We start from the raw sequence: 25,390 nt of genomic DNA on the forward strand, positions 1-25,390 counted from the left end.
TCTAGTGACGGCCGGGCTGCCACTTGAGCACCCGGCGCTCGACGGCGAGCAGGGCCGCGTTGAACCCGTAACCCAGGATGCCCAGCAGCACGATCCACGCCCACATCTGGTCGAAGTCGTACGCGCGCTGGGCGGCGATCAACGCGTAGCCGATGCCGTTGAGCGAGCCGACGAGCTCCGAGATCGCCATGAGGATCAGCGAGATCGACAGCGAAAGCCGCAGACCCGCGAAGATCTTCGGCATCGCGGCCGGCAGCACGACCGTGGTGATCCAGTAGAACCGCGGCGTGCGGAACGCCCGCGCGGTCTCCGCCTTCACCTTGTCGACCGAGCGCACGCCGTCCACCGTGTTGAGCACGATCGGCCACACGGAACCGAAGATGATCGTGGCGATCTGCATGCCCGGTCCGATGTGGAACAACACGATGAACACCGGAACCAGCGCGGGCGGCGGGATCGCGCGGAAGAACGCGAACAGCGGCCCCACGTAGTCCATGCCGGTCTTCGAGCGCCCGAGCGCCGTTCCCAGTGCGACACCCAGCACCACCGAGAGCAGCCAGCCGCCCAGCACCCGCGCGAGGCTGGGCAGGACGTGGTCGAACACCGCCTGGCCGAGGAAGACGTGCGAAGCCGGGCCGGAGAACCACAGCTGCACCGCCGCCGCGACGATCTTGGTGGGCGGCGGGAAGAACACGCTTTCCGTGAACTGCGTGATGACCTGCCAGATCACCACGAGCACCACGAACAGCAGCCACTTGCGTGCGAACCCGCTCAGGCCACGGCTCACGCGGCCGCGCGCGGCGCTCACCGGTTTGCCGACGACGGTCACGCGACGGTCCCTTCGTCGTTGCTGCTCCAGCGGAACAGGCGCTTGCCCAGCCGCTCGAGCCCCTCGTTGGCCAGGTATCCCAGCACCCCGGCCACGACGGTGCCTGCGAGCACCAGGTCCATCCGCCCCGAGCCGGACGACGCCTCGAGCACGAACTGCCCGATGCCCAGCTTCGCGCCCGCGAGGAACTCCGTGCTGATCACGAGGATCAGCGAGATCGCTGCCGACATCCGGATGCCGGTGAACACGAACGGCGCCGCGTGCGGCAGCGCCACCGAGGTCAGCAGCCGCGACTTCGGTGTGCCGTAGGAGCGCGCGGTTTCGATGAGCACCGGGTCGATCTCGGCCATCGCGTAGATGGTGTTGAACAGGATGGGCCACACCGCCGCGTAGACCGCGAGCAGGATCTTCGACTCGGGCCCGCCGCCGACCACGATCAGGATCAGCGGGATCCACGCCACGGACGGGATGGGCCGCAGGAACTCGACGATCGCCTTGGTCGCGTCGCGCAGCCAGCGGACGCTGCCGAGCAGCAGCCCGGCCGGCACCGCGACGGCGATGGACACGGCCATCGCGATCAGCCACGCCAGCACCGACGCGATCACGTCACGCACGAACTCGGTGTCGCCGAGCAGTTCGCCGATGCGCGCGAACACGACGGTGGGCGGCGGCACGTCGTTCTGGTCGATCAGGCCGGCCCGCACGGCGACCTCCCAGATCAGGAGGAAGCCGAGCAGGCCGACCAGGTTCCGAACGAGTCGCACGTCAGGAAGCGCTCGGCTGTGCCACGATCATCTGCGCGACGTCGATCTTGGCCGGGATCGACCCGAACTGCTGCAGCAGGTCCGGCACGCGCTGCAGACGACGGGCGTCCAGAGTGGACTGGAAGGTGAGCAGCGCGGTGAGCGAGGCGGTGGCCTCGTCGACCTTCGAGAACTGCACCATCAGCGGCTCGATCTTCGAGCGGTCCGCCGACTCCTTCGTGGCGCGCAGCATCGCGCGCTGGAACGCGGCCACCGTCTTCGGGTTCTCCGAAGTGAACTTGCCCAGCGAGCCGTAGCCTGCGGTCGGGAAGTCCTGCGTGGCACCGGTCGCGGTGTCGATGATCGGCACCGTGCCGTTGGTCTTGGCCGAGCCCGTGATGAACGGCTCGGTGAGGAAGCCCGCGTCCACGTCGCCGCGCTTGACGGCCGCGCCGATGCTCGGGAACGGCAGGGAAACCCACTTCACCTGGGAGAAGTCCACGCCGTTGTCGCGCATCACGGACTTCGTCAGGGTGTCGCAAATGGTGTTCTGCGCGGTGATGGCGATCTTCTTGCCCGCCAGGTCGCGCACGCTCTTCACCGAACCGTTGGGCATGGCCACGATCTCGGTGCTCTTCGGGCCGGCCGAGGAGGCGTCGGACACGAACTTGATGTCCGCGTTGCCCTTGCTCTTCGCGATGAAGAACGGCGTGTAGCTCGCGTAGGCGACGTCGACCTCTCCGGACAGGAGCTTCGTCACGGATGCGTCGCCGCTGGCGGCGTCGACGGACTCGACCTCGAGGCCTTCGTCCTTGAAGTAGCCGTTCTGCACCGCGAGGTGGAACGGCGCGACGTCGATCGTCGGCATGATCGAGACCTTGATCTTCGTCTTCTCGAGCCCCGACGCGCCGCTGCTGCTGCCCGAGTCGTCCGAACCTCCGAGCAGGCCGCAGCCGCTCGCGGTCAGTGCGACGCCGCTCGCCAGGGCGAGGGAGAGGAAGCCACGGCGCCCGAGTCTTGCCTGGCTGCTCCCGGCTGTTTCAAACAAGGCCACTCCTTGGAGAATGAGGTCACATGGGTGTTGACCGGTGCTGGGTTTGGTGGGTGTGGCTCATTGTCCGGAGTCACGCGGCTACTGTAGAGAAGCGACGCATCCATCACAATGGGTGTTCATCAACGGTCCGAAAGTGGCGTGAATCACTCGATCAGGGGATCGAGGTGGTCGAGTTGAAGATCATCCGGCACGTCGGAGCCAACTACGAATCGGCTTGATCCGCTACCCGGGTGTTCCGGATCGGCTGTCAAGAGGGTTACAAATCACCGAGTCGTTCGCTACCCTCTGCTCCGGCAGTGTGAGGTGTGGACCACCGATGTAGTGAGAGTCAGCCTCGCTGAGAGGCACTCTGCGCAGGCCGGCACTCGTCGGCGGACTGGTGGCTTAGGCCTAATGGACCAGTGATCGACCAGTGCGGGGACCGAACGCCATGCAAGTACTGAACCGATTCCGCGTCCAGGGCGGCGCGAAACCGCACCTGGAAGTGGATCTTTTCCCCCGAAAGGGTGTAATGGCCCAGGTCGACCGGGCCGCTGAGGTGCCGGGCGGCCTGCCGGGAGCGTGCGGGTAGTGGTCGCGGGCACGGCAGGCTTCAACTCACAGGGTCCCTCGGGCCCGGACGAAGATGGTGGTGCGGCGGTGCCAAACGAAGACACCGCGGGGGTGGGAGGGGCCCCTGCGCGCGAAAGTGGGGTGAATCCCGCACGACGGGGTTCGGTCTTCGCGCTGAACAACTGGCGGCTTCGCTCGAAGCTCGCCCTCATCCTGATCATCCCGACGCTCACGGCGCTGGTGCTCGGCGCGCTGCGGGTCGCGGACGACGCGCAGCAGGCCGTGCAGCTCGGCCACACCGCGGACCAGGTCGCGTTCGCGGGCAAGGTGACCACGGTCATCCACGACCTGCAGGGCGAGCGCAGCCTCGCCGTCGCCCGGATCTCCTCCGGCGACGCGCTGCGCCAGACCGGGCTCGACGCGCAGATCGCGAAGGTCGACCACGACGTCGAGGACCTGCGCAACTCGCTGGTCAACCTGAATCCCGATGACCAGGCCACCGCTGATCGGTACGCCCGCGGAATCCAGCGCCTCGACGCGCTGCGCCCGCTGCGCGCGGCCGTGAGCTCCTCGTCCTACTCGGACATCGCGGTGCTCGACACCTACTCCTCCATCCTCAACTCGCTGATCCAGCTGGGCCGCGAGGTGACCACCGCAGTCACCGACCGGGACCTGCTGCGCCTGGGCAACAGCACGCAGGCCATCAGCGAGGCCAAGGAGTTCACGCTCCGCGGTGACACGGCACTGGAGATCGCGGCCTTCCGCAACGGCTTCCCCGGCGACCTCCTCGACGAGACGCGCGCCGCCGAGGCCAGTGGCGACGCGTCGATCGCGGCGTTCCTCGCGAACGCCACCGACGACCAGGTGCAGCTGTACTCCGACACCGTCTCGGGCCCGGAGGTCGACGACCGGCGCCGCATCCAGACGCAGGCGTTCTCCTTCGCGCAGCAAGGCGAAGCGCTCAACATCGACCCGACGCAGCTCGGGCAGGACAGCACCGTCGCCTCCGACAAGATGCGCGCGGTCGAGACGAACCTGCTCACGCAGCTGCGGACGCAAGCCGACGACCTGGCCAGCTCGGCCGTGCGCTCGGCGTGGGTCGGCGGTGTGATCGTGCTCGCGGCGCTCATCGCGGCGTTGATCCTGATGCTCGTGATCGCCCGCCTGATGCTGCGGCCGCTGCGCGTGCTGCGGACCACGGCGCTCGACGTGGCCTACACCCGGCTGCCGGAGACGGTTCAGTCCATTCTGGACGATCCGGACCCGGTCAACGCGTCCAAGAAGGCCGTCGACCCGGTGCCGGTCACCTCACGCGACGAGATCGGTGAAGTGGCGCGCTCGTTCGACGTGGTCCACGGCCAGGCCGTGAAGATGGCCGCCGAACAGGCCCTGCTGCGCGAGAACGTCAACGGCATCTTCGTGAACCTCTCGCGGCGCTCGCAGCGGCTGGTGGAACGCCAGCTCGGCGTGATCGACCGGCTCGAGGCCGACGAGCAGGACCCGGACCACTTGGCGAGCCTGTTCGAGCTCGACCACCTCGCCACCCGGTTGCGGCGCAACGGTGAGTCGCTGCTGGTGCTCTCGGGCGCCGGCCTCGCGAAGTCCGTGCCCAAGCCGGTGCCGGCGGCCGACGTGATCGGCGCCGCGGTGTCGGAGATCGAGCAGTACGCCCGCATCGAGGTCGGCATCGTCCCCGAGGTCGCCGTGCAGGGCCTCGCGATCCACGACCTCGTGCACGTGCTCGCCGAGCTGCTCGACAACGCGACCTACTTCTCCGAGCCGGAGACGAAGGTCACAGTGCGGGCCGTGGTGACTCGCAAGAAGGCCCTGGCGATCCAGATCACCGACCACGGTGTCGGCATGACGGAGGACCGGCTCGCCGAGGTCAACCAGCGCCTGGCCGACCCGCCGGACCTCGACGTCTCGGTGACGCGGCGAATGGGTCTGTACGTGGTCGCGCGCCTGGCCCAGCGCCACGGCATCGAGGTGCGGCTGCGCGAGAACGAGGACATCGAGGGTGGCGTGATCGCCCGCGTGGTGGTGCCGGCGGAGCTGCTCACGCAGCTGCGCGTGGCCAACCCCATGCCGCGCCACACGCCGCCGCCGTTGAACCGCAACGAGGTCTCGCACCCGAGCCTGCCGTCGGTCAACCGGCAGCAGTTCGACCAGTTCGACTCGCAGTTCGACTCGACGCCGCCGAGTTCCACGCCCGCTTCGGCACCGCCCCCGGCTCCGGCCGCACCGGCCGTGCCGGCGCAGTCCAACGGTGGCCTCGTGCCGCTCGACCAGCCGATCAGCCTCGACGACCTGGTGGCGGGAAACCGTGCCGCAGGGCCGTTCCTGAGCCCCGAGGCCTCGCTGCCGGAAGCGCCGGCGTGGCCCACGGCCGAGGACCTCGCCCCGCTCACCCAGCAGCCCAACGGGGATGGTGCGAGCCTGTCGGAGACCCAGTTCCCGCCGCTGGTGCTCCCGAAGCGCGAACCGAAGTACGTCGCGCCGGAGGAGCCGAAGCGGGAGGAACCGGCCGTGGACGACGGCGCGTCGGCCCTCGAGGACGACGTGCCCACGCGGCGCCTGCCGATCTACCAGTCGGTGCTCTCGCGGTGGTTCAGCGAGGGCAGCGAGGACGGCGAACCCGGTGCGTCCGACGAGGTCGGCGCCCCGGCCGACGCAGCCCTGGCCGAGGCGGCTCCGGCGGAACCGGAAGCCGCCGAGGCACCCGGGGCCCCGGCGACGAACGGGTCCTCGGCCGCCGCCGAGGAGCCGTCCGGGATCGACGGCGCCTTCGACAGCCGTGAGGAGGAGCCGATCGAAGCGACGCCTCTCTACCCCGGTTCCGACGACGGCTGGAGCAGCGCGTCGGACGAGGGCTGGCAGGCCGCGCAGTCGTTGCTGGAGAAGAAGGCCGAGGAGATCACGCCGGCGGGCCTGCCGAAGCGGGTGCCCAACGCGTACCTCGTGCCCGGTTCGATCGGCGGCGACTCGGCACCGGATGACCAGCACAATTCGTTCACCGACGCGACTGCCGGTCTGCCCGGAACGGGTGCTATCACCCGCTCGGCCGCCGCGGCCCGCAACAGGATGGCAAGCTTCCAGCGTGGGTACACCTCCGGACGGCACGCATTGAAGGATCGGCCGGCCGACGAAGCCCGGCTCGACGACGAAGGCGTACGGGTCACCGGGTCCGGGTATGTGAGCGACAGCAGTGAGGAGCGACAGTGACACGGGCGGGTGCAGTGCAGCCGGGGGGCGGCTCGGCGCAGCCGAACGGCAGGGCCGGCGGCGGCGTGGCGGGCAGCTTCGCGTGGCTGATCACGGACTTCGTCCACCGGGTTCCGGGCGCGGCCCACGCGGTGGTCGTTTCGGCCGACGGGCTCCTGCTCGCGGCTTCGCGAGGGCTGCCGAAGGACCGGGCCGACCAGCTGGCGGCGGTCGCCTCCGGGCTGACCAGCCTGGCGCGCGGCGCGGCGAAGGTGTTCGAAGGCGGCCCGGTCGCGCAGACCGTGGTCGAGATGGCCAACGGCTTCCTCTTCCTGATGTCGGTTTCCGACGGCTCGTGCCTCGCGGTGCTGGGCGCGCCGGACAGCGACATCGGTCTCGTCGTGTACGAGATGACGTTGCTGGTCGAACGAGTCGGCCAGCAGCTGACGCCGGAAATGCGCGCGCAACTGCAGGGCGCTGCGATCCGCCGCTAGGCGGATCGGGAACTTCAGGAGCAGACCGTGGACGACGGGCGCTTGAGGGGCGATGGCCGGCTCGGTGACGACTTCACCGGCGGCTGGGCCGAGGCCGGCGAAGGCCGGGAGGACTGGAAGTCCTTCCGGGACCGAGTGGACCGCGAGTGGCGCGCCCGGCGCGCCACAGGATCCGACGCGGACCCGGTGCGGGAGCCGCCGAACTGGCTGACGGACTCCAACGCCGGGCAGCAGCCGATCACCGGCGAGTACCGCGACCGCCTCCTGGGCGGCCCGGGTGCCGAGCTGTTCGGCGGCGCGAGCGGGCCGCTGTACGACTCCGCGGAGTTCGCGGCGTTCAGCGCGCAGCGCGACGGCTCGCCGGGACCGTCGTCCAACGAGCTGGCCGAAGCCCTGCCGCTGCAGGCGGCGGGCGAGTTCGTCGACGAACCGCCGGTGGCCGAGGTGGAGACGTCCGGGCTCGTGCGCCCGTACTTCCGCACGCGCGGCCGGACGAGGCCGACCTACGACCTCGCGATCGAGGCCCTGGTCTCGACCAGCGAACAGGGGCGCGTGCTGGACCGCGTGCGCGTGCCCGAGCACCGGTCCATCTGCGATCTGTGCATCGACACCCGCTCGGTCGCGGAGGTGGCGGCGCTGCTGCGCCTGCCGCTCGGCGTCGTGCGGGTGCTCATTGGTGACGTGGCGGGTCTCGGACTGGTGCTGGTGCACACCACCAGCAGCACTTCCTCGGGCGACCGCCCCAGTATCGAGTTCATGGAAAGGGTGCTCAGTGGGCTTCGGAGAATTTGACTCCGACGCGAACACACCGCAGGTGACGGGTCCGACCTCGTCGGCCAAGATCGTGGTCGCGGGTGGGTTCGGTTCGGGCAAGACGACGCTGGTCGGGGCGATCTCGGAGATCGACCCGCTGACCACCGAGGCCATGATGACCGAGGCGAGTGTCGGCCACGACGACACTTCGGCCACGCCGAACAAGACGACCACCACGGTCGCCATGGACTTCGGCCGGATCTCGCTCGACTCGGACCTCGTGCTGTACGTGTTCGGCACGCCGGGCCAGCACCGGTTCTGGTTCATGTGGGACGACCTCGCCGTCGGGGCGATCGGGGCCGTCGTGCTGGTGGACACGCGCCGCCTCGCCGACGCGTTCCCGTCCATCGACTTCTTCGAGAACCGGAAACTGCCGTACGTGGTCGCGATCAACTGCTTCGACCGGTTGCTGCACCACCAGATCGAAGACGTGCGGCACGCGCTGACGATCTCCCCGTCGGTGCCGATCATGGCCTGCGACGCGCGCGAGCGTGACTCCGCCAAGCAGGTGCTGATCTCGGTCGTGCAGCACGCCATCGCTCACGACACGGCACTGAGGGCAGGCTAGAACCCGAGTACCCGGAACCGGGTGCGGCCGTTGGAGTGAACTCCACGTGCTTCACCCGCTTCGGGGAGTGGTGCCTCCGACCGGAGTAGGGCCCCGCGCCCGCTCTTCGGTACGGTCGGGGCCGGCAAGGGCCCGAACGGGCAGCCGAACGGTCGGTGACCTGCGCAGACACCCCGCTGCGCACAGTTGCCGGCGCCACCACCGAGTGACCCACGTAGGCGTGGTCCCGCTGGGCTTCGCGCGGTGTGCGTCCGTATCGGTACGCACAGTGCTCGGGTGCTCGCCCGACGCGGACTCGACAGTGTCGGGCGGGTGAATACGCTGGAACGGCGTCTTCACGCCCGCCCGGCGATCATGGCGGTGTTCGGCGGTGTTCGACCAGTTTGGAGGGACAGTGACCGTTTCCGGCCAGGAAGGCCAGGGCACGTTCAGCTGGCTGATCACGGACTTCGTGCGCCGGGTGCCCGGCGCCGCCCACGCCGTGCTGGTGTCGGCCGACGGTCTCCTGCTCGCGCCGTCGGAAGGTCTGCCGCAGGAGCGCGCCGAACAGCTCTCGGCCGTCGCGTCGGGCCTCGTGAGCCTCACTCAGGGCGCCGCGCGGTGCTTCGAGGCCGGTGGTGTGAACCAGACGGTGGTCGAGATGGAGCTCGGGTACTTGTTCCTGATGTCGGTGTCCGATGGGTCGTCGCTGGCCGTGCTGGCCGCCCCCACGTGTGACATCGGCACGGTCGCGTACGAGATGACGCTGCTCGTAGAGCGCGTCGGCCAGCAGATCACGCCGGAACTGCGCGCCCAGCTCCAGGGCGGGGTGCGTGGTTAGTACATGAGGATCTCCGGCTTCGGCGAACAAGACACGGGCGCTTGGGACGCGCTGCACAAGGGGACCGATCGTGAAGGCGTGGACTCGCCGAGCCATTTCGAGCTGAGCACGCTGAAGACGATGCTGCCGCACCGGCGGCCGGCTGCTTCCGCGGTGCCGCCGCCTGCACCTGTTCGTCCCGTTGCTCCGGTTCCGGCTGCTCCCGAGTCTTCGTCGTCTTCCGAGTACTACGACGATGACGGGTACGAGTGGGTCGAGGACGGGGAGTCGGGGTACTGGCAGGAGACCGGGACTTCCTCGGGCTACTACGACGCCGAGTCGTACCTGACGCACGAGGACCGGCAGGTGCCGGAGGACTCCGCGTACTACCAGGCTCCGGAGCGGCGGCACCTGGCCGCGGTGGAGGAGCCTGAGAGCGCGGCGGGGTACGAGCAGGATGCGGCTTACGCTTCGGGGTACCAGCGGGTTCCGGCGTCCTACGGTTATGAACCGGCTCCTTCGGACGCGGCTTACGCTTCGGGCTACCAGCAAGCTCCTGTCGCTGACGACTACCACCGCGGGACACCGGCTCCCGACGCTTACGCCACGGGCTACGAGCAGGCTCCCGCCTCCGATGCGGCTCATGCCACGCGGTACCGCCAAGCACCGGCTTCCGATGCCTATGCGACGGAGTACCACCAGGCGCCGGGCTCCGATGCGGCCCCGGGCTACCACGAGGCGCCGGCGTCTGACACGGCCTACTTCCAGGCTCCCGTATCCGACGCCGCTTACTCCTCGGGCTACGACCAGGCTCCGGTCTCCGACGCGGCTTTTGCTTCCGGCTACCACCAGACGCCCGCTCCGGATTCCTACGCTCCGGGCTATCAGCACGCCGAGCCGTACTCCTCCGGCCACCACCAGCTGCCGGCGTCCGATGCCGGCCGTCCGGCGGACTACAACCGTTCTGCCGCAGCGGAGTCGTACGCCGAGCACGACCGCGCATCCGGCGACGAGTACTCCTCGGGCTACTTCGAAGCGCCTGCCTACGAGTCGGCCGAGTCGACCGGCCGCCACGCTGTCGTAGCGCCTTCGCACCAGGACCAGCGCCGCGCCGCCGTCGACATCGCCGACCGCGACCGGCCCCACCGGCCCACGCCGGCCGACACCGGCTACCTCCCGCCGGCCGACGCCCAGCACCGCCTCGCCGAACCCCCGGAGCGCATCACCGGCCGCCGCCGCGCGCCCGAACCCGTTGCGTCGCAGCAGGATTCGTATGCGCCGGAGCCTGCCACGCAGCAGTACGCGCCCGAACCCGTTGCGGCACACCAGGATCAGGACCCGGCCGAGCCGTACTCACCCGAGCCCGAGCAGGCCTGGTCCCGCGAAGACCGCACTCCGGCGGCGAAACCGGCCAAGTCCCGCGTCCGCCCCTACGCCCGCACCCGCGGCCGCACGCGCTCCGACCACAACCTCGCGCTCGAAGCCCTCGTCTCCACCAGTGACGACGGCCGCCGCTACCGGGGTGTGCGCTCGATCGAGCACCGCCGCATCTGCGACCTCTGCCTGGACACCCGCTCGGTCGCGGAGATCGCCGCCCACCTCCACCTGCCGCTCGGCGTGGTGAAGGTCCTGGTCGGCGACATGGCCGACATCGGCCTGGTCCTCATCCACCAGACCGAACTCGTGCTGGGCGACCGCTCCTCGCGCGACTTCATGGAGCGCGTGCTGCAGGGCCTGCGCAACCTCTGAGCCGTCAGAGGGCGCTGCCGGTGCCGGCTCCGCGCAGCAGCGTGTCGACGACGATCGTCGCGAGCGCGTCGGGGCTCTTGGCGTCCGTGTCCTGCGCGGCTTCGTGGATGAGCGCGTAGTAGACGCGGCGGGTCCAGTCCAGGTCCACGTCCGCGCGCAGCACGCCGGCTTCCTGCGCGCGCCGGAACAGCCGCGCGCAAGTTTCGCGCACCTCCTCGTGCACCCGCGCGACCTCGGGGTTCGCCGAGGACGCCTGGCTCATCGCGAAGCCCCAGCCGATCTTCACGCCGAGGACGTTCGCCGTCGCCTGGTACAGCGCCACCAGCGGTGGCACGGCATCCGGGTGCGCGGCGTCCACCGCGGAGGCGAAGCGCTGCGTGGCCCACAGTGCCAGCGCGTCGACGAGAGCTTCCCTGGTCGCGAACCGCCGGTGCACGGTCGTCCGCGCGACGCCGGCGGCCTCGGCGACCTGCTCCATCGTCGCGGCCGGATCGCGGCTGAAGGTCTGCTCGGCCGCCTCGAGGATCGCGGTCATCGTCCGCTCGGCGTCCGCGCGCAGGGGTCGGGTGCTCATGACGAAACTTTACATCACTGTACCCGTTCTCCTCTTAGTTGCGTCATTTATGTTGCAAGTAGTAGCTTACCTGCACGTCGATGACGCACCTGGGAGGTAATCGCCATGGAGTACACCCGCCTTGGCCGCAGTGGGCTCACGGTCTCGCGGCTCGTCCTCGGGACCATGAACTTCGGCTCGCGAACGTCCGAAGAGGACAGTCACGCCCTCATGGACCGCGCGCACGAGCACGGCATCACGTTCTTCGACACCGCCAACGCGTACGGCGAGCAGCCCGGCGGCACCGAGGAGATCCTCGGCCGCTGGTTCGCCCGCGGCGGCGAACGGCGTGAGCGGACCGTGCTGGCCACGAAGCTCTTCTCGCCGACCGGCGACGGCCCGAACGACCGCGGCCTGTCCGCGCGCCACATCCGCCACGCGATCGACGCGTCCCTGCGCCGGCTGCGCACCGACCACGTCGACCTGTACCAGATGCACCACATCGACCGCGCCACGCCGTGGGACGAGATCTGGTCGGCGTTCGAAGTCCTTCACCAGCAAGGAAAAGTGCTGTACTTCGGCTCGTCCAACTTCGCCGGCTGGCACCTCGCCCAAGCGCAGGAGGCCGCGGCGTCACGGCACTTCCTCGGCCTGGTGAGCGAGCAGTCGATCTACAACCTGCTGTCGCGCTGGGCCGAGCTCGAAGTGCTCCCCGCCGCCCGGGCCTACGGCCTCGGCGTCATCCCCTGGTCCCCGCTCCACGGCGGCATCCTCAGCGGGGTGCTCCGCAAACAACGCGACGGCAGCGCCGACCGCAGCGGCACCGGCCTGTGGGCGGCCAGCCTCACCGCCCACGCCGACTCCGTCGCGGAGTACGAGAAGCTCTGCGCCGACCTCGGCGAAGACCCCGCCCACGTCGGCCTGGCCTGGCTGCTGGCCCAGGACGGCGTCACTGGTCCCGTCATCGGCCCCCGCACCGCAGCCCACCTCGACGGCTCACTGCGCGCCCTCGAGCTGAAGCTGGACGCGGACACCCTCGCCGAGCTGGACCGGATCTTCCCGGCCCCGGGTCCGAACGGCGCGAAACCGGCGCCGGAGGCCTATGCCTGGTGAAGGCCTACTCCTCCACCAACGCGGCCGAAGTGATCCGGTGCAACGGATACCGCTCGTGATCCGTTCCCTCCAGCACGCCGCCGCCCACGCGTACGGGACGCACGACGCGCTGGCTGGCCGTGCCACGGGAGTCGACGAAGCCGATCCACACCTCGCGGCGTTCGAGGGTCGCGCGGGAGAGCAGTTCGAGCGTCGCCGTCGTGTCGGCGCCCCCGCCGGAGTGGGCGCGAACGGCGGAGCCGCGGCGGCGGGCGGTGGCCGCGTCGCCGGCGCGGAGGTTGGCGACGATGCGCGTGGCCTGGTCGTCGGTGAGCACGGCCTGCTCGCCGGGGCGTGAGCGGGCCGCTCGCGTGCGCGCGGGCAGCCGTCGGCCGGACGGGCGGATGTCGACGACGCGGCCGTCCGGGCCTTCGGCGGCGGGTGCGAAACCCGCACTGCGCAAGGCTTCCAGGACTTCGCCGAGCGGCACGGGGCTGATCAGGACCGTCGGTGCGATCATGCGGAGGTCGTAGTCCGCGGCGACGGGGTGGGCGAGCACCTCGGCCAGCAGGGCCTCGTCGTCACAACGAAGGAACGAGCCGGCGGCCCCGCCGCGCAGGCGGCCGTGGCGGCGGGCGACGTCGTCGATCAAGTACGTGAGCGCCTGCGGCACGGGGGTGGCGGACTTGGCGCGGAACAGCGCGTGGAGCTCGTCGGCCGTGCGGCCGGTGTCGAGGGCGCGGCGCACGGTCGTCTCGGTGACGCGGTAGACCGTCGCGTGCCCGGCCGACTCGATGTCGGCGACGGCGGCCATGGCGGTCGCGAGCTCGGGCTCGAGCGGTCCCGGCGCGACGACCGTGAGGTCCGCCTGCACCAGCACGTGGTCGACCGGCGTGGGCAGGGCGTCGTGCATCGCCTCGACGGCGCCGGGGCGGTCGTCCTCCAGCAGCAGCCGCGTGGCGGTGGTCAGCGCGCCCAGGCCGACCAGGCCCAGCGCCGACGCCTCGGCCATCGTCCAGCGCACGGTCTCGTCGCGCAGCCGCCCGCCTCGCCGCGGCGCGCGCCACGCGAGCACGGCCACCAGCTCGTCCACGCTCTTCACCCCGGACCCGGGTGCCAAGTCGCCCAAGGCAATGAGCACCCGGCGCCGCGAAACCGGCGCGAGCGGCCGGCGCAGGTCCTCCGACAACGGCGCGATCGGCTTGTCCTTCGCGTCCCGCCCGCCGGCCAGCCCGGGCAGCCGCGGCAGCTCCAGCCACGCCTGCGCGAGCGTCATCCAGCGCTGCACGGTCGGCGACGCGAGCCACGAATCCGTGAGCGTGGTCGGCACCCACTCCGGCGTCGTCGCCTCGCTGTCGGCCACCAAGCCGGCGCCCACGGCCAGCTCCGCGACGAACGACGCGCGCGCCTCGTCGGTCTCCAGGTCCTTCGCCAGCTTCCGCAGCTCCCGCACACCCAGCCCGCCGGACTTGAGCACGGGTGGCGGCGTGACCGACCACGAACGCAGCAGCGTTTCCATCTGCCGCAACAGCTCCATCGCCTCGCCGGCCGCGGTGGAGTCCACAGTGTCCGTCTGATGTGGATGGACGGGCAGCTCCGGCTCGACCAGTGTGGCCGCCTCGAACGCCACCCCGCCGCGCAGCAGCAGACCCAGCTCGCGCGGCAGCTCCACCGTCTGGTCGTCACGCCGCAGCAGCAGCGAGCGCGCCAGCAGCTTCTGCACGGGCGTGGCCGCGTCGGACAGCGAGACGTCGAAGCTCGCGTCGCGCGTGCGCCCGATCGGCGGGCCCGCGGCCAGCGCGGTCAGCACCTTCCGCTCGTCGTCGCCGACCTCGGCCAGCCGTGCGGCCAAGTCGGTCGAAGCCAGCGCCGGCGACGGCGCCCCGAGGCCCGCCGGGAACGGCCCGAGCGCATCCCGGGCCGCGGGCGGCACCCGCAGCTCGTCGTCCTCGCCCCAGACGAGCGCCCGCGCCCGCAACCGCGTCAACGGGCCCGAAATGTCCGTTCCGACCAGTGTGGTCACCTCAGCCAGCGAAACCGGTGCAGTGTCCGCCCCCGCCACGAGGAAGCCGTCGAGGACGGCCAAGGTGAACGTGTCGAGGTCCTCGCAGGCGCGCGCGACGGAGCCCGGCGTGCCGGCGCGCGTGGCCAGCACGGTGGTGTCGGAAGGTGGCGGGGTCGACAGATCGCGACGGGTGCGCAGCAGGTCGGCGAGTGCGTCGTCGGACTCCGCACGCAGCCAGTCCGCCAGAGAGGTCGCGGGCATAGACGTCCAGGATACCGGGCGGGTGAGCGGGCGCCGGGGGTGTTCGGGCAGACTGTGGGCGAACCGGCGGCACCAGTCGATGGAGGGCGTTGTGGCGAAGGGCGAGAACGGCAGGAAAAAGGGCATCGACCCCACCTGGCCGGCGGAAGACGGTGAGCACCCCGTGTCGGAGCTCGCGTCCGACCGTCAGGGGGCGCTGTCGCCGTTCGGCGACCTGACCTTCCCGCTCGACTCGGTGCCCTACGTGCACCCGGAGACGGAAATCAACCGCTGATTCCCCACTTCTGGGGAAACAACCGTAGTTACTGGTCAGTCACCCGGTTGGGGTCGGGTGGCGGCGGTCACGGGGCTAGTGTTCGAAGCGTCCTAGCCACAGGTTTCCCAGCGGGGAGTTAGTGCCATGCCGGTTCCCGGTCCCGGGTATTCGATCACCGTCCGGGTCGAGGCCCCGGCTTCCTCCACGGCCGCCGGTGACCTCACCACCGCCGTCGGCCGCGTCGGCGGGGTGCTCACGGCGTTCGACGTCGTCGAGTCGCACGCCGACACGATCGTGGTCGACATCAGCGCCAACGCGCTGTCGGAGAACCACGCGCAGGACATCACCCAGGCACTCGACTCGCTGCCCGGCGTGAAGGTCCGCAAGGTCTCCGACCGGACGTTCCTGATCCACCTCGGCGGCAAGATCGAGGTCACGCCCAAGGTCGCGCTCCGCAACCGTGACGACCTCTCCCGCGCGTACACCCCGGGTGTCGCCCGGGTGTGCCAGGCCATCGCCGCGAACCCCGAGGACGCGCGCCGCCTGACCATCAAGCGCAACACCGTGGCCGTGGTCACGGACGGCTCGGCCGTGCTCGGCCTCGGCAACATCGGCCCGGCCGCCGCGCTGCCCGTGATGGAGGGCAAGGCGGCGCTGTTCAAGAAGTTCGCGGGCGTCGACGCGTGGCCGGTGTGCCTGGACACGCAGGACACCGAGGAGATCATCAAGATCGTCAAGGCGATCGCGCCGGTCTACGCGGGCATCAACCTCGAGGACATCGCCGCGCCGCGCTGCTTCGAGATCGAGGCGCGCCTGCGTGAGCAGCTCGACATCCCGGTGTTCCACGACGACCAGCACGGCACCGCGATCGTCGTCGTCGCGGCCCTGCGCAACGCGCTGCGCGTGGTCGGCAAGGAGATCGAGGACTGCAAGATCGTGGTCAGCGGCGTCGGCGCGGCCGGCTCGGCCATCATCCGGCTGCTCCTGCGCAAGAACCCGGGTGACATCGTGGCCGCCGACATCGATGGCATCGTCCACCCGGACCGCGGCAACCTCGACGACAACCTGACCTGGATCGCGAACCACACCAACCGCGACAAGCAGGCCGGCACGCTGCACGAGGCCCTCGTGAACGCCGACGTCTTCATCGGCGTCTCGGCCCCGAACCTCTTCGGCGCCGACCAGGTGGCGACGATGAACAAGGACGCCGTGGTCTTCGCACTGGCCAACCCGGACCCGGAGATCGACCCGCTCGAGGCGCAGCAGCACGCCGCCGTGGTCGCCACCGGTCGCAGCGACTTCCCGAACCAGATCAACAACGTGCTGGCGTTCCCCGGCGTCTTCCGCGGCCTGCTCGACGCCGCGGCCCACAACATCGACGACAACATGCTGCTCGCCGCCGCCGACGCGATCGCCGACGTGGTGGACCAGAGCCGGCTCAACGCGTCGTTCATCGTGCCGAGCGTGTTCGACAACGCGGTGGCCCCGGCCGTCGCCGAAGCCGTGAAGGCGGCCGTGCGCGCGGAGGCCACGGCCGGCTGAGTTCCTGAGACGCCGGAAGGCCCCGCCATCGCCGACCGCGGTGACGGGGCCTTTTGTCGGCCGGGACACCGCTGGCATAGCCTCCTGGGGTGAGTGAACTCAGCCACGTCGACGAAACCGGCGCCGCGCGGATGGTCGACGTCTCCGGCAAGACGGCGACCGCGCGCACGGCGCTCGCCGGCGGCACGGTGCACACCACCGCCGAGGTGGTGGATCTGTTGTCCGCCAACGGGTTGCCGAAGGGCGACGCACTGGCGACGGCCCGGATCGCCGGCATCATGGGCGCCAAGCGCGTGCCGGAACTGATCCCGCTGTGCCACCAGATCGCGTTGTCCGGCGTGAAGGTGGAGTTCGAACTGGACTCCACCGCCGTCCACATCAGCGCGACGGCGAAGACCACCGATGTCACCGGCGTCGAGATGGAGGCCCTCACGGCCGTCGCGGTCGCGGGGCTCACGCTGCACGACATGATCAAGGCCGTGGATCCGGCCGCGACGCTCGACAACGTCCGCCTGATCCGCAAGGACGGCGGCAAGACCGGCACGTGGGAGCGGCAGTCATGAGCGAGGCACGGGTGATCGTGGCGTCCAACCGGGCCGCGAAGGGCGTCTACGAGGACAAAACCGGCCCGGTGCTCGTGGAGTGGCTCGCCGGGCGCGGTTACGCGGTGCCCGACCCGGTGGTCGTCGAAGACGGCGAACCGGTGGGAATCGCCTTGCGTGCGGCGGTTTCCGAGGGCGTCGCGGTGGTCCTGACCACCGGCGGCACGGGCATTTCGCCGACCGACCGCACTCCGGACGTCACGCGCGGAGTGCTGGACTACGAACTTCCGGGCGTCGCGGACGCGATCCGCTCCGCGGGCCTGCCGCACGTGCCGACGGCTGTCTTGTCGCGTGGCCTCGCCGGTGTCGCCGGCCGCACGCTCGTCGTCAACCTGCCGGGCTCGCGCGGCGGAGTGAAGGACGGATTGGGCGTGCTGGAGGGAATCCTGGACCACGCCGTGGACCAGCTCGCCGGTGGTGACCACCCGCGGCCCGCCGCGGAAGACCAGGCCAACGCCGACCAAGCCGCGGAGTCCACGGAGAACTCCGCCTCCGTCGCCGACGCGATCGCCGCGGACTCGCTGCCGGCGGATCCGCTCGAAGCCAAGACGCCGAGCACACCTCCGGTTCGCATCCTCCGCGCGGAGGTCAGCGACCAGCCGCTGTCCGTCGACGAGCACGCCCGTCTCGTGGAGGACGACGCGGCCGGCGCCGTCGTCACCTTCGGCGGGGTGGTGCGCGACCACGACGGTGGCAAGGGCGTGCGTGACCTCATCTACGAAGGCCACCCCACCGCGGGCGAAGTGCTCGCGCAGGTCGTCACCGAGCTCGCCGCGGGCTGGACGGGCGTTCGCGCCGTGGCCGTGAGCCACCGCGTCGGCCCGCTCGCCATCGGCGACGTGGCGCTGGCGTGCGCGGTCGCCGCCGAACACCGCGGCCAGGCTTTCGCGGCCTGCGCCGACCTCGTCGACGAGGTGAAGGCCCGGCTCCCGATCTGGAAGCACCAGCACTTCACCGACGGCTCCGACGAATGGGTCAACTCACCCTGATCCGCCGGGGCCGCCGTTCGCCAGACCCCACGAAGGGCCCCACCGCCGGGGGAATTCGCGGTGGGGCCCTTTCGTCGGATCACAGCCAACCGAACGCTGCGCCCTGAAGGGACTTTCACGACCTCACGAGGAGGTCAGGAGTCACTTGGTGGCGATCTTCTGACCGACCAGGATCAGGTCGGGGTTCGGGATGTAGGCCTTGTTCAGGGCCTGCAGCTTCTGGAAGCCACCCTGAACGTTGAGCTGCTTGGCGATCTTCGACAGGCTGTCGCCGGACACGACGGTGTAGTCACCGTTCGGGTTCGAGCTCGGCACGCTGGTGACCGGGGTGCTGGCGACCTTCTTGGGGGCGCTCGTGCTCTTCTTCGAGGTCGACTTCTTGGCGGTCGACTTCGAGGTCGACTTGGTCGACTTCGTCGACTTGTGCGCCGCGGTCGAGCCGCCGGCACCCTTGCCGTAGCAGTTCGGCCACGCGCCGCCGCCCTGGCCCGCGAGAACGCGCTCGGCCACGGCGATCTGCTGCTCACGGGAAGCGTTCGCCGCGCTGCCGGTGCCGCCGTAGGCCTTCCAGGTGCTCTGCGTGAACTGCAGGCCGCCGTAGTAGCCGTTGCCGGTGTTGGTGTTCCAGTTGCCGCTGCTTTCGCACTGCGCGACAGCGTCCCAGTTGGTCGCCGACGCGGGGGTCGCGGCGATCGCGATGGGCGCGCCGACCGCGATCCCCGCGACAGCGACGCGGGCGATGGTGCGGGTGGCGGCGGACATCTTGCGGTGCTTGCCTCGGTAAGACATGAGAACACTTCTCGGTTTTCCTGCGCCTACGAGCCCGAAGGCTGAGGGCCGGGTTGGGAGCCCGTCCGCCCGTTGCCGGGCGGCAGACGCGGACAGCGCACGACGCGCGGTCTTCGTCCCCTCGTCCCTGTCCGGAAATGCTTTCGCTCGGGGTATGGGTCCGGGGATCCGCTGGACAGGGCTAGGCGCTACGGATTCCCGGTCTTGCTCGGTCGGTCGGGGCCAACCGAAAAGCGACGGTACGTAACGAGAGCCGTGATCGGAAATTATTCGGCATGTGACCTACGTCACAGTAACAGCAAGCAACCTCTCACGATCGGCATGTTTTCGCAGGTCAGAGGGCCGTTATCTGCCCGTTTTCTGCCTGAGATATTTCACGGATCGTGAGGCTTGGATCACGTCGATAAGGCGTCAACGGTCCATTCGTGCGGCCATTGAGTCGGGCACCTTAAACCACTCAGTGCGAAGTCCGCCAGTGCACGCCGAGTGGTTCTGTAGGAGTCCTGGAATACGCCGTGAGCGAACTACTCCGGAGAGTAGGTATTGACAAGAATGGCCGCTCACGGCGCCTTGAGCGCCACTCGGGTTGGTCCGGACCAACTGGCCGGACAGGCGGGTTCGGGGGTCCAGTGAGCCCCTGAGCCGGGTCTGCCGGGGTCTCGCGAGGGTCAGCCGCCGGCGAAGGGCGGGAGCACGTCGAGTTGCGCTCCGTCACTGAGGGCGCGATTCTGATTACGGACGGCAACCTCGTTCAGCAGGAAGCTCGCCGCGTCGAGAATGCGCGGCAGCGGTCCCGGATGCAGCTCGCGCACCAGGCGAACGGCGTCCGCGACGGTCGAGCCCTCGGGAAGCTTCAGCTTCTCCTCTTCCACTCCCGCCGCCGCGCGGGCGGAGGCGAAGTAGCGGACCAGCACGGTCATCGGTTCGAGGGACTGGGGTGACATCTCATCCGCCGATCGCACTCATGGGCCGGATCGGCTGCGCGAACCCGGCTTCGTTGATCTCGTGGCCCGCGAGCTTGCCCCACATCGTGGCCCGCCACGCGTCCGCCACCTCTTCATCACGCGCGCCCGCGCGCACGAGGGCGCGCAGGTCGGTCTCGTCGTTGGAGAAGAGACAGGAGCGCACCGCGCCGTCGGCCGTGAGCCGGGTGCGCTCGCACGCGGCGCAGAACGGCCTGGTCACGGACGCGATCACGCCCACGTCGCCGGGCCCGCCGTCGACCAGCCACCGCTCGGCCGGCGCGCCGCCGCGGGCGGCCGGGAACGGCGACAGCGAGAACTCCTCGCCCAGCACCCGCAGGATCTCCTCGGCCGTGATCATCTCGCCGCGGTCCCAGCCGTGCTGCGCGTCGAGCGGCATCTGCTCGATGAACCGCAGGTGGTAGCCCTCGTCGAGGCAGAACCGCAGCAGCGGCACGGCCTCGTGTTCGTTGAGCCCGCGCATCAGCACGGAGTTGACCTTCACTGGCGCCAGCCCCGCGTCGCGCGCGGCCGCGAGGCCCGCCAGCACGTGGGAGAGCCGGTCGCGGCGGGTGATCTGCTCGAACAGGGCGCGGTCCACGGTGTCGAGCGACACGTTGATCCGGTCGAGGCCGGCCTCGACGAGGCCCTTCGCCCGTTTCGCGAGCCCGATCCCGTTGGTGGTCATGGAAACCCGCGGGCGCGGCTGCAGCGCCGTGACGCGCGCCACGATGTCCTCGAGACCCCGCCGCAGCAGTGGCTCACCACCGGTCAGGCGGATGTCGGTGACACCCAGCATCTCGACGGCGATGCGCATGAGCCGCACCAGCTCGTCGTCGCTGAGCACCTGCTCGCCGGGCATCCAGTCGAGGCCTTCGGCGGGCATGCAGTAAGTGCAGCGCAGGTTGCAGCGGTCCGTGAGCGAGACCCTCAGATCCGTGGCCACGCGGCCGAACTGGTCGAGCAAGCCCGGATGGTCGGGGCGGGGTGCCGAGGGCACGCCGGACGAACCTCGTGTACCGGGGACGCGAGGAAACCCGAGATGTACTGCCGTCATTACTCACAGCTTAACTCGTGAAGGTCGGAAAAGCCGCCTCGTCCTTATCCGGGACGCGCCGGGGAACGGACTTCCGGCGGCGTGTCGTGACCTGCCCGTGACGGCCCGCACACGGGAGCCGGCGGACGGCTCGCGCGCCGGCTGCGCGAGGACTGTCCGGAATCGACCGCGCCGCCTCCGACCTCGCGGGACACCGGGCAGAACTCCTGGTGGTGACGTGGATTACGCGGCCGCCGCGACTGTCCACACCGGCTGTGACGCGGGTCATCCACCCGCCCCGCCGACGGTGAGTGTCCACGGCCTCGGACGGCTCCCGGGGCCCTCCTGGCGGGCCCGGTGAAAACTTCGAGCGTTATCAGAACGCAATAATCGAAGAGTTACACAACGAAGTGCTCGACAATTCACGTTTCACATGGCTTTTCCTCAACTGCGGCGATAATCTTCCGGCCATGCCGCAATTTCGGTTGTCCGAGGCCGCCCGGCTCCTCGGCGTCAGTGACGACACCGTCCGGCGCTGGGTCCGCGGTGGTCAGTTGACCGCGACCGACGACGCCGCCGGTCGCAAGGTCGTCGACGGTGCCCAGCTGGCGGGGTTCGCCCGCGCGCAGGCCGCCGGTCCCGAGGACCCGTCGGCAGTCGGCCGCTCCGCCCGCAACCGCTTCGTGGGACTCGTCACCGAGGTCACCGCCGACAAGGTGATGGCCCAGGTCGAGCTGCAGTGCGGGGCGCACCGAGTGGTGTCACTGATGAGTTCAGAAGCCGTCCGCGAGCTCGGGTTGCGCCCGGGTGTGCTCGCGGTGGCCGTTGTCAAGGCGACCACCGTCGTGGTGGAGACCCCGGAAGGAAACAGATGAAGAAGCTCGCCATCGCCGTAGCGGCGGTCGCGTTGTTCGCCGGAGCTTGCAGCTCGAACGACCAGGCCAGCACCAGCCCGAACTCGGGCGGCCCGGCGGTGCCCTCGCCCGCCGGTTCGAGCGCGACGGGCACGCTGACGGTGTTCGCCGCCGCGTCGCTCACCGAGTCGTTCAACGAGCTCGGCAAGGAGTTCGAGGCCGCGCACCCGGGTGTCACCGTCAAGTTCGACTACGAGGGTTCGTCGGCGCTCGTGCAGAAACTGGACAACGGGGCCAAGGCCGACGTGTTCGCCTCCGCCGACCAGGCCAACATGGACAAGGCCGTGCAGGGCGGCGTGATCGACGGTCAGCCGACGGTGTTCGCCACCAACAAGCTGGCGATCGCCGTGGCCAAGGGCAACCCCAAGGGCATCAAGACCTTCTCCGACCTGACCAAGGCGGGCCTGACCGTCGTCGTGTGCGCGCAGCAGGTGCCGTGCGGCTCGGCGACGAAGAAGGTCGAGGACAACACCCACGTCACGCTGAAGCCGGCGAGCGAGGAGACCGACGTCAAGCAGGTGCTGGCGAAGGTGCAGTCGGGTGACGCCGACGCGGGCCTGGTCTACGTCACCGACGCGACCTCGGCCGCGGACAAGGTCGACAAGGTGGACTTCCCGGAGTCTTCCGGCGCGATCAACAGCTACCCGATCGCTGTCGTGAAGGACGCTCCGCAGGCCGCTCTGGCCAAGGAGTTCAACGACTTCGTGCTCGGTGCGCAGGGCAAGGCCGAGCTGACCAAGATCGGGTTTGGCCCGGCTCAGTAAGGGGCAGCGCGGTGCGGCGGCCGGGCAACGGCCGCCGCACTCGCGGGTTCCCCTTGTTCTCTGGATCCCCGCCGTCGTGGCGCTCGCGCTCGTGGTGCTGCCCGTCATCGGGCTGCTCGTGCGCTCGGACGTCACGCGGTTCCCGTCCCTGCTGATCACCGGGTCGTCGCTGGCCGCGTTGAAGCTGTCGTTGATCACGGCCGCGCTGTCCACGGTGGCGTGCGTGATCCTCGGCGTGCCGCTGGCCGTGGTGCTGGCCCGCTCGCGGGTGCCCGGGGTGCGCGTGCTGCGCTCGATCGTGCTGCTGCCGCTGGTGCTGCCGCCCGTGGTCGGCGGCCTCGCCCTGCTGTACCTGCTGGGGCGCAAGGGTTTTCTCGGCATCCTGGTCAACGCGCTGACCGGGCAGCAGATCCCGTTCACGACCGCGGCCGTGGTGATCGCGCAGACGTTCGTGGCCATGCCGTTCCTGGTCGTGAGCCTCGAAGGCGCGCTGCGCGGCTCCGGCGACCGCTACGAGCAGGTGGCCGCCACACTCGGCGCACGGCCGTGGACGGTATTCCGCCGCGTGACGCTGCCGTTGCTGCTGCCGGCGCTCGGCTCCGGCGTGGTGCTCAGCTTCGCCCGCGCGCTGGGGGAGTTCGGTGCGACGATCACGTTCGCCGGCAGTCTCGAAGGCGTCACGAGGACGCTGCCGCTGGAGGTCTACACGCAGGCCGAAGTGGACGTCGACAGCGCGGTGGCGCTCGCGTTGCTGCTGATCGTGGTGGCGATCGTGGTCATCGCGGTGGCGCGGCCGCGATCGTTCGAAGGTGGTTTCCGGTGACGCTCTCGGCGCGGATCGCGCTCTCGCGCGGCACGTTCTCCCTCGACGTCGAGTTCACGGTCCCCGAGGGAACGGTGCTGGCGCTGCTCGGGCCGAACGGCTCGGGAAAGTCCACTGTGCTCGGTGGCCTGGCCGGGCTCGTGCCCGTGACGTCGGCCGACATCACGTTGTCCGGCCGCGTGCTGGCGGGGGACAAGGTGGACCTGCCGCCCCACGCGCGGGGGGTCGGGTTGCTGTCGCAGGACGCGCTGCTGTTCCCGCATCTGTCCGCTTTGGACAATGTCGCGTTCGCGCCGCGCTCGGCCGGCGCGGGGAAGGCGAAGTCGCGGGAAGCGGCGGAGAAGTGGCTGGCGGAGGTGGACGCGTCGGCGTTCGCGCGCCGCCGGCCCGGCCAGCTCTCGGGCGGCCAGCAGCAGCGGGTGGCGATCGCGCGGGCGCTGGCTTCGGCGCCGTCGCTGCTGCTGCTCGACGAACCGTTCGCCGCTCTCGACGTGGACGCCGCACCCGCGATCCGCGGCCTGCTGCGGCGGGTGCTGCGCGCCGGCCCGACGACGGTGCTGGTCACGCACGACCCGCTCGACGCGCTCGCGCTGGCCGACCACGTTGCCGTGATGTCGGGCGGCCGGATCGTCGAACGCGGGCCGACGCGCGAGGTGCTGGCCGCGCCGCGCACGGCGTTCACCGCCCGGATCGCGGGGCTCAACCTGGTCGCGGGCGTCGCGGAGGCCGAGGGGCTGCGGACGAAGGCGGGTGACCTCGTGTCGGGGCTGCTGTCCGAGGACGCGGTGGTGGGCGAGGCGGCCGTCGCGGTGTTCGAGCCCAGCGCGGTGGCCGTGTACCCGCACGACGGGGAGCACCACGGCAGCCCGCGCAACACCGCCGAGGCCACGGTCGCCGCGCTGGAGCCGCACGGGCCCGTGATCCGGCTGCGCGTGACCGGTGGCGGCTGGGCCGAGGGCCTGACCGCGGACCTCACGCCGGCGGCGGTCGCCGACCTGGAACTGGAGCCGGGTTCGGCCGTGACGCTCTCGGTGAAGGCCGCGACGGTGGCGGTACATCCCGCACACTCCTGACTGCGTTGTGCCCCAACGGAAACCCCCCGTTTCGGGCGCACTGTGCCGGGATGCCGTGGTACGGTGCGCCTGTTTCGATCAAGTACCGCACAACAGAGGACGGCGAGGGTGACAGAAGGCCGCTGGACGTACCTGAGCGACATGGACGGCGTCCTGGTTCGCGAGGAGCACCTCGTGCCGCGCGCGGACGAGTTCCTCGGCGAGCTGCGGGACAACGGCATCGGCTTCCTGGTGCTCACGAACAACTCCATCTACACCCCGCGCGACCTGCGGGCGCGGCTGCTGCGCACCGGGCTCGACGTCCCCGAGGAGTCGATCTGGACGTCCGCGCTGGCCACCGCGCAGTTCCTCGACTCGCAGCGCCCGGGCGGCACAGCGTTCGTGATCGGCGAGGCCGGGCTGACCACGGCGTTGCACGAGGTCGGTTACGTGCTGACCGAGCGCGACCCGGACTACGTGGTGCTGGGCGAGACCCGCACGTACAGCTTCAGTTCCATCACCAACGCGATCCGCCTGATCGAGCGCGGCGCGAAGTTCATCGCCACCAACCCGGACGCGACCGGTCCCAGCATGGAGGGTTCGCTGCCGGCCACGGGGTCCGTCGCGGCGCTGATCGAGCGCGCGACCGGGCGTTCGCCGTACTTCGTGGGCAAGCCGAACCCGCTGATGATGCGCTCGGCGTTGCGGCGCTTGGGCGCGCACTCGGAGTCGACGCTGATGATCGGCGACCGCATGGACACCGACATCCACGCGGGCCTCGAAGCGGGGCTGCAGACGGTGCTCGTGCTCAGCGGGATTTCCACTCCGGAGTCGGCCGAACGCTATCCGTACCGGCCGACGAAGGTGATCGACTCGGTCGCCGACCTGATCGGGCGAACCCTGGACCCGTTCGGCGAAGGCTGACCGGCGTGCGCGCCGGAGCAGGGC

General features: G+C 70.3%; 24 protein-coding genes. 16 read left to right on the forward strand and 8 right to left on the reverse strand.

Translation table 11 applies throughout. The features are described 5' to 3' along the window. Position 1 precedes the first annotated feature (1 nt). Genes AB0878_RS24055 through AB0878_RS24065 form a run of 3 tightly spaced genes read right to left on the reverse strand, consistent with a single transcriptional unit; the run spans position 2 to position 2,557 of the window. Positions 2-829: an ABC transporter permease gene (locus AB0878_RS24055; RefSeq protein ID WP_366582485.1), complete on the reverse strand. Its 828-nt coding sequence runs from the start codon at positions 827-829 to the stop codon at positions 2-4. After that, positions 826-1,593, reverse strand: coding sequence for an ABC transporter permease (locus tag AB0878_RS24060; RefSeq protein WP_366582486.1), 768 nt, complete (start codon positions 1,591-1,593; stop codon positions 826-828). Before AB0878_RS24060 ends, AB0878_RS24055 begins: the two co-directional genes overlap by 4 nt. 1 nt (position 1,594) lies before the next feature. After that, positions 1,595-2,557: an ABC transporter substrate-binding protein gene (locus AB0878_RS24065; protein WP_366582545.1), complete on the reverse strand. Its 963-nt coding sequence runs from the start codon at positions 2,555-2,557 to the stop codon at positions 1,595-1,597. A 708-nt stretch (positions 2,558-3,265) separates the two neighbouring features. Here AB0878_RS24065 and AB0878_RS24070 point away from each other — a divergent pair. From AB0878_RS24070 to AB0878_RS24095, 6 genes are all read left to right on the forward strand, one after another. Further along, the gene (locus tag AB0878_RS24070) at positions 3,266-6,400 is read left to right on the forward strand and encodes a nitrate- and nitrite sensing domain-containing protein (RefSeq protein ID WP_366582487.1); all 3,135 of its coding nucleotides are present in this window, start codon (positions 3,266-3,268) and stop codon (positions 6,398-6,400) included. Positions 6,401-6,414: 14 nt separating this feature from the next. Next, positions 6,415-6,873 carry a roadblock/LC7 domain-containing protein gene (locus tag AB0878_RS24075; protein ID WP_220247186.1) on the forward strand — a complete coding sequence of 153 codons (459 nt, stop codon included), beginning with the start codon at positions 6,415-6,417 and terminating at the stop codon, positions 6,871-6,873. Positions 6,874-6,900: 27 nt separating this feature from the next. Further along, the gene (locus AB0878_RS24080; protein ID WP_366582488.1) at positions 6,901-7,665 is read left to right on the forward strand and encodes a DUF742 domain-containing protein; all 765 of its coding nucleotides are present in this window, start codon (positions 6,901-6,903) and stop codon (positions 7,663-7,665) included. Then, positions 7,646-8,254, forward strand: coding sequence for an ATP/GTP-binding protein (locus AB0878_RS24085; protein ID WP_285972089.1), 609 nt, complete (start codon positions 7,646-7,648; stop codon positions 8,252-8,254). The genes AB0878_RS24080 and AB0878_RS24085 overlap by 20 nt, the downstream gene beginning before the upstream one ends. Before the next feature lie 394 nt (positions 8,255-8,648). Beyond that, the gene (locus AB0878_RS24090) at positions 8,649-9,074 is read left to right on the forward strand and encodes a roadblock/LC7 domain-containing protein (RefSeq protein WP_285972090.1); all 426 of its coding nucleotides are present in this window, start codon (positions 8,649-8,651) and stop codon (positions 9,072-9,074) included. A 3-nt stretch (positions 9,075-9,077) separates the two neighbouring features. After that, the gene (locus AB0878_RS24095) at positions 9,078-10,802 is read left to right on the forward strand and encodes a DUF742 domain-containing protein (protein WP_366582489.1); all 1,725 of its coding nucleotides are present in this window, start codon (positions 9,078-9,080) and stop codon (positions 10,800-10,802) included. A gap of 4 nt (positions 10,803-10,806) precedes the next feature. Here AB0878_RS24095 and AB0878_RS24100 read toward each other — a convergent pair whose 3' ends face one another. Continuing rightward, positions 10,807-11,376 carry a helix-turn-helix domain-containing protein gene (locus tag AB0878_RS24100; protein WP_366582490.1) on the reverse strand — a complete coding sequence of 190 codons (570 nt, stop codon included), beginning with the start codon at positions 11,374-11,376 and terminating at the stop codon, positions 10,807-10,809. Positions 11,377-11,481: 105 nt separating this feature from the next. Here AB0878_RS24100 and AB0878_RS24105 point away from each other — a divergent pair, with 105 nt between their 5' ends. Next, the gene (locus AB0878_RS24105) at positions 11,482-12,468 is read left to right on the forward strand and encodes an aldo/keto reductase (protein ID WP_366582491.1); all 987 of its coding nucleotides are present in this window, start codon (positions 11,482-11,484) and stop codon (positions 12,466-12,468) included. Positions 12,469-12,472: 4 nt separating this feature from the next. On the opposite strand, the gene AB0878_RS24110 is transcribed toward AB0878_RS24105, so the two are convergent. Then, on the reverse strand, positions 12,473-14,713 hold the full coding sequence (locus AB0878_RS24110; RefSeq protein WP_366582492.1) for a helicase-associated domain-containing protein: 2,241 nt from the start codon (positions 14,711-14,713) through the stop codon (positions 12,473-12,475). 91 nt (positions 14,714-14,804) lie between these two features. Here AB0878_RS24110 and AB0878_RS24115 point away from each other — a divergent pair, with 91 nt between their 5' ends. The 4 genes from AB0878_RS24115 to AB0878_RS24130 all read left to right on the forward strand — a co-directional run bounded on the left by AB0878_RS24115 (position 14,805) and on the right by AB0878_RS24130 (position 18,102). After that, on the forward strand, positions 14,805-14,987 hold the full coding sequence (locus AB0878_RS24115; RefSeq protein ID WP_220244626.1) for a hypothetical protein: 183 nt from the start codon (positions 14,805-14,807) through the stop codon (positions 14,985-14,987). 126 nt (positions 14,988-15,113) lie between these two features. Continuing rightward, positions 15,114-16,511, forward strand: coding sequence for an NAD-dependent malic enzyme (locus tag AB0878_RS24120; RefSeq protein ID WP_285972095.1), 1,398 nt, complete (start codon positions 15,114-15,116; stop codon positions 16,509-16,511). Between the two features lie 89 nt (positions 16,512-16,600). Then, complete coding sequence (moaC, locus tag AB0878_RS24125) at positions 16,601-17,074, forward strand: cyclic pyranopterin monophosphate synthase MoaC (RefSeq protein ID WP_366582493.1); 474 nt, start codon at positions 16,601-16,603, stop codon at positions 17,072-17,074. Next, positions 17,071-18,102, forward strand: a complete 1,032-nt coding sequence (locus tag AB0878_RS24130; RefSeq protein WP_366582494.1) for a molybdenum cofactor biosynthesis protein MoaE — start codon at positions 17,071-17,073, stop codon at positions 18,100-18,102. The genes moaC and AB0878_RS24130 overlap by 4 nt, the downstream gene beginning before the upstream one ends. Positions 18,103-18,243: 141 nt before the next feature. On the opposite strand, the gene AB0878_RS24135 is transcribed toward AB0878_RS24130, so the two are convergent. The 3 genes from AB0878_RS24135 to moaA form a co-directional block, all read right to left on the reverse strand. Further along, a complete protein-coding gene (locus AB0878_RS24135; protein WP_366582495.1) occupies positions 18,244-18,891 on the reverse strand; it encodes a transglycosylase family protein in 648 nt (215 codons plus the stop codon). 668 nt (positions 18,892-19,559) lie between these two features. Further along, entirely contained in the window at positions 19,560-19,811 is a 252-nt protein-coding gene (locus tag AB0878_RS24140; protein ID WP_220244621.1) for a MoaD/ThiS family protein, read from the reverse strand. Between the two features lie 25 nt (positions 19,812-19,836). Continuing rightward, complete coding sequence (gene moaA, locus AB0878_RS24145) at positions 19,837-20,910, reverse strand: GTP 3',8-cyclase MoaA (RefSeq protein WP_366582496.1); 1,074 nt, start codon at positions 20,908-20,910, stop codon at positions 19,837-19,839. Between the two features lie 449 nt (positions 20,911-21,359). On the opposite strand from moaA, the gene AB0878_RS24150 reads away from it, so the two are divergent. The 5 genes from AB0878_RS24150 (at position 21,360) to AB0878_RS24170 (ending at position 25,366) form a co-directional block, all read left to right on the forward strand. Then, complete coding sequence (locus AB0878_RS24150) at positions 21,360-21,764, forward strand: TOBE domain-containing protein (protein WP_220244619.1); 405 nt, start codon at positions 21,360-21,362, stop codon at positions 21,762-21,764. Then, complete coding sequence (gene modA / locus AB0878_RS24155) at positions 21,761-22,567, forward strand: molybdate ABC transporter substrate-binding protein (protein WP_366582497.1); 807 nt, start codon at positions 21,761-21,763, stop codon at positions 22,565-22,567. The genes AB0878_RS24150 and modA overlap by 4 nt, the downstream gene beginning before the upstream one ends. Positions 22,568-22,631: 64 nt before the next feature. Continuing rightward, on the forward strand, positions 22,632-23,390 hold the full coding sequence (locus AB0878_RS24160) for an ABC transporter permease (protein WP_366582546.1): 759 nt from the start codon (positions 22,632-22,634) through the stop codon (positions 23,388-23,390). After that, complete coding sequence (locus AB0878_RS24165) at positions 23,387-24,463, forward strand: ABC transporter ATP-binding protein (RefSeq protein ID WP_366582498.1); 1,077 nt, start codon at positions 23,387-23,389, stop codon at positions 24,461-24,463. Before AB0878_RS24160 ends, AB0878_RS24165 begins: the two co-directional genes overlap by 4 nt. A gap of 108 nt (positions 24,464-24,571) precedes the next feature. Continuing rightward, positions 24,572-25,366 carry an HAD-IIA family hydrolase gene (locus tag AB0878_RS24170; RefSeq protein ID WP_366582499.1) on the forward strand — a complete coding sequence of 265 codons (795 nt, stop codon included), beginning with the start codon at positions 24,572-24,574 and terminating at the stop codon, positions 25,364-25,366. The last annotated feature ends 24 nt before the right edge of the window (positions 25,367-25,390 follow it).

The sequence above is a fragment of the Amycolatopsis sp. NPDC047767 genome (assembly GCF_040704195.1).
Taxonomy (GTDB): Bacteria; Actinomycetota; Actinomycetes; order Mycobacteriales; family Pseudonocardiaceae; genus Amycolatopsis.

Bases quoted from the DNA above. Each gene is read 5' to 3' on its own strand.
- AB0878_RS24095 (WP_366582489.1), top strand. From the start codon at position 9,078: ATGAGGATCTCCGGCTTCGGCGAACAAGACACGGGCGCTTGGGACGCG.
- AB0878_RS24150 (WP_220244619.1), top strand. From the start codon at position 21,360: ATGCCGCAATTTCGGTTGTCCGAGGCCGCCCGGCTCCTCGGCGTCAGT.
- AB0878_RS24105 (WP_366582491.1), top strand. From the start codon at position 11,482: ATGGAGTACACCCGCCTTGGCCGCAGTGGGCTCACGGTCTCGCGGCTC.
- AB0878_RS24135 (WP_366582495.1), bottom strand. From the start codon at position 18,891: ATGTCTTACCGAGGCAAGCACCGCAAGATGTCCGCCGCCACCCGCACC.
- moaA (WP_366582496.1), bottom strand. From the start codon at position 20,910: ATGACGGCAGTACATCTCGGGTTTCCTCGCGTCCCCGGTACACGAGGT.
- AB0878_RS24140 (WP_220244621.1), bottom strand. From the start codon at position 19,811: ATGACCGTGCTGGTCCGCTACTTCGCCTCCGCCCGCGCGGCGGCGGGA.
- AB0878_RS24110 (WP_366582492.1), bottom strand. From the start codon at position 14,713: ATGCCCGCGACCTCTCTGGCGGACTGGCTGCGTGCGGAGTCCGACGAC.
- AB0878_RS24100 (WP_366582490.1), bottom strand. From the start codon at position 11,376: ATGAGCACCCGACCCCTGCGCGCGGACGCCGAGCGGACGATGACCGCG.
- modA (WP_366582497.1), top strand. From the start codon at position 21,761: ATGAAGAAGCTCGCCATCGCCGTAGCGGCGGTCGCGTTGTTCGCCGGA.
- AB0878_RS24120 (WP_285972095.1), top strand. From the start codon at position 15,114: ATGCCGGTTCCCGGTCCCGGGTATTCGATCACCGTCCGGGTCGAGGCC.
- AB0878_RS24130 (WP_366582494.1), top strand. From the start codon at position 17,071: ATGAGCGAGGCACGGGTGATCGTGGCGTCCAACCGGGCCGCGAAGGGC.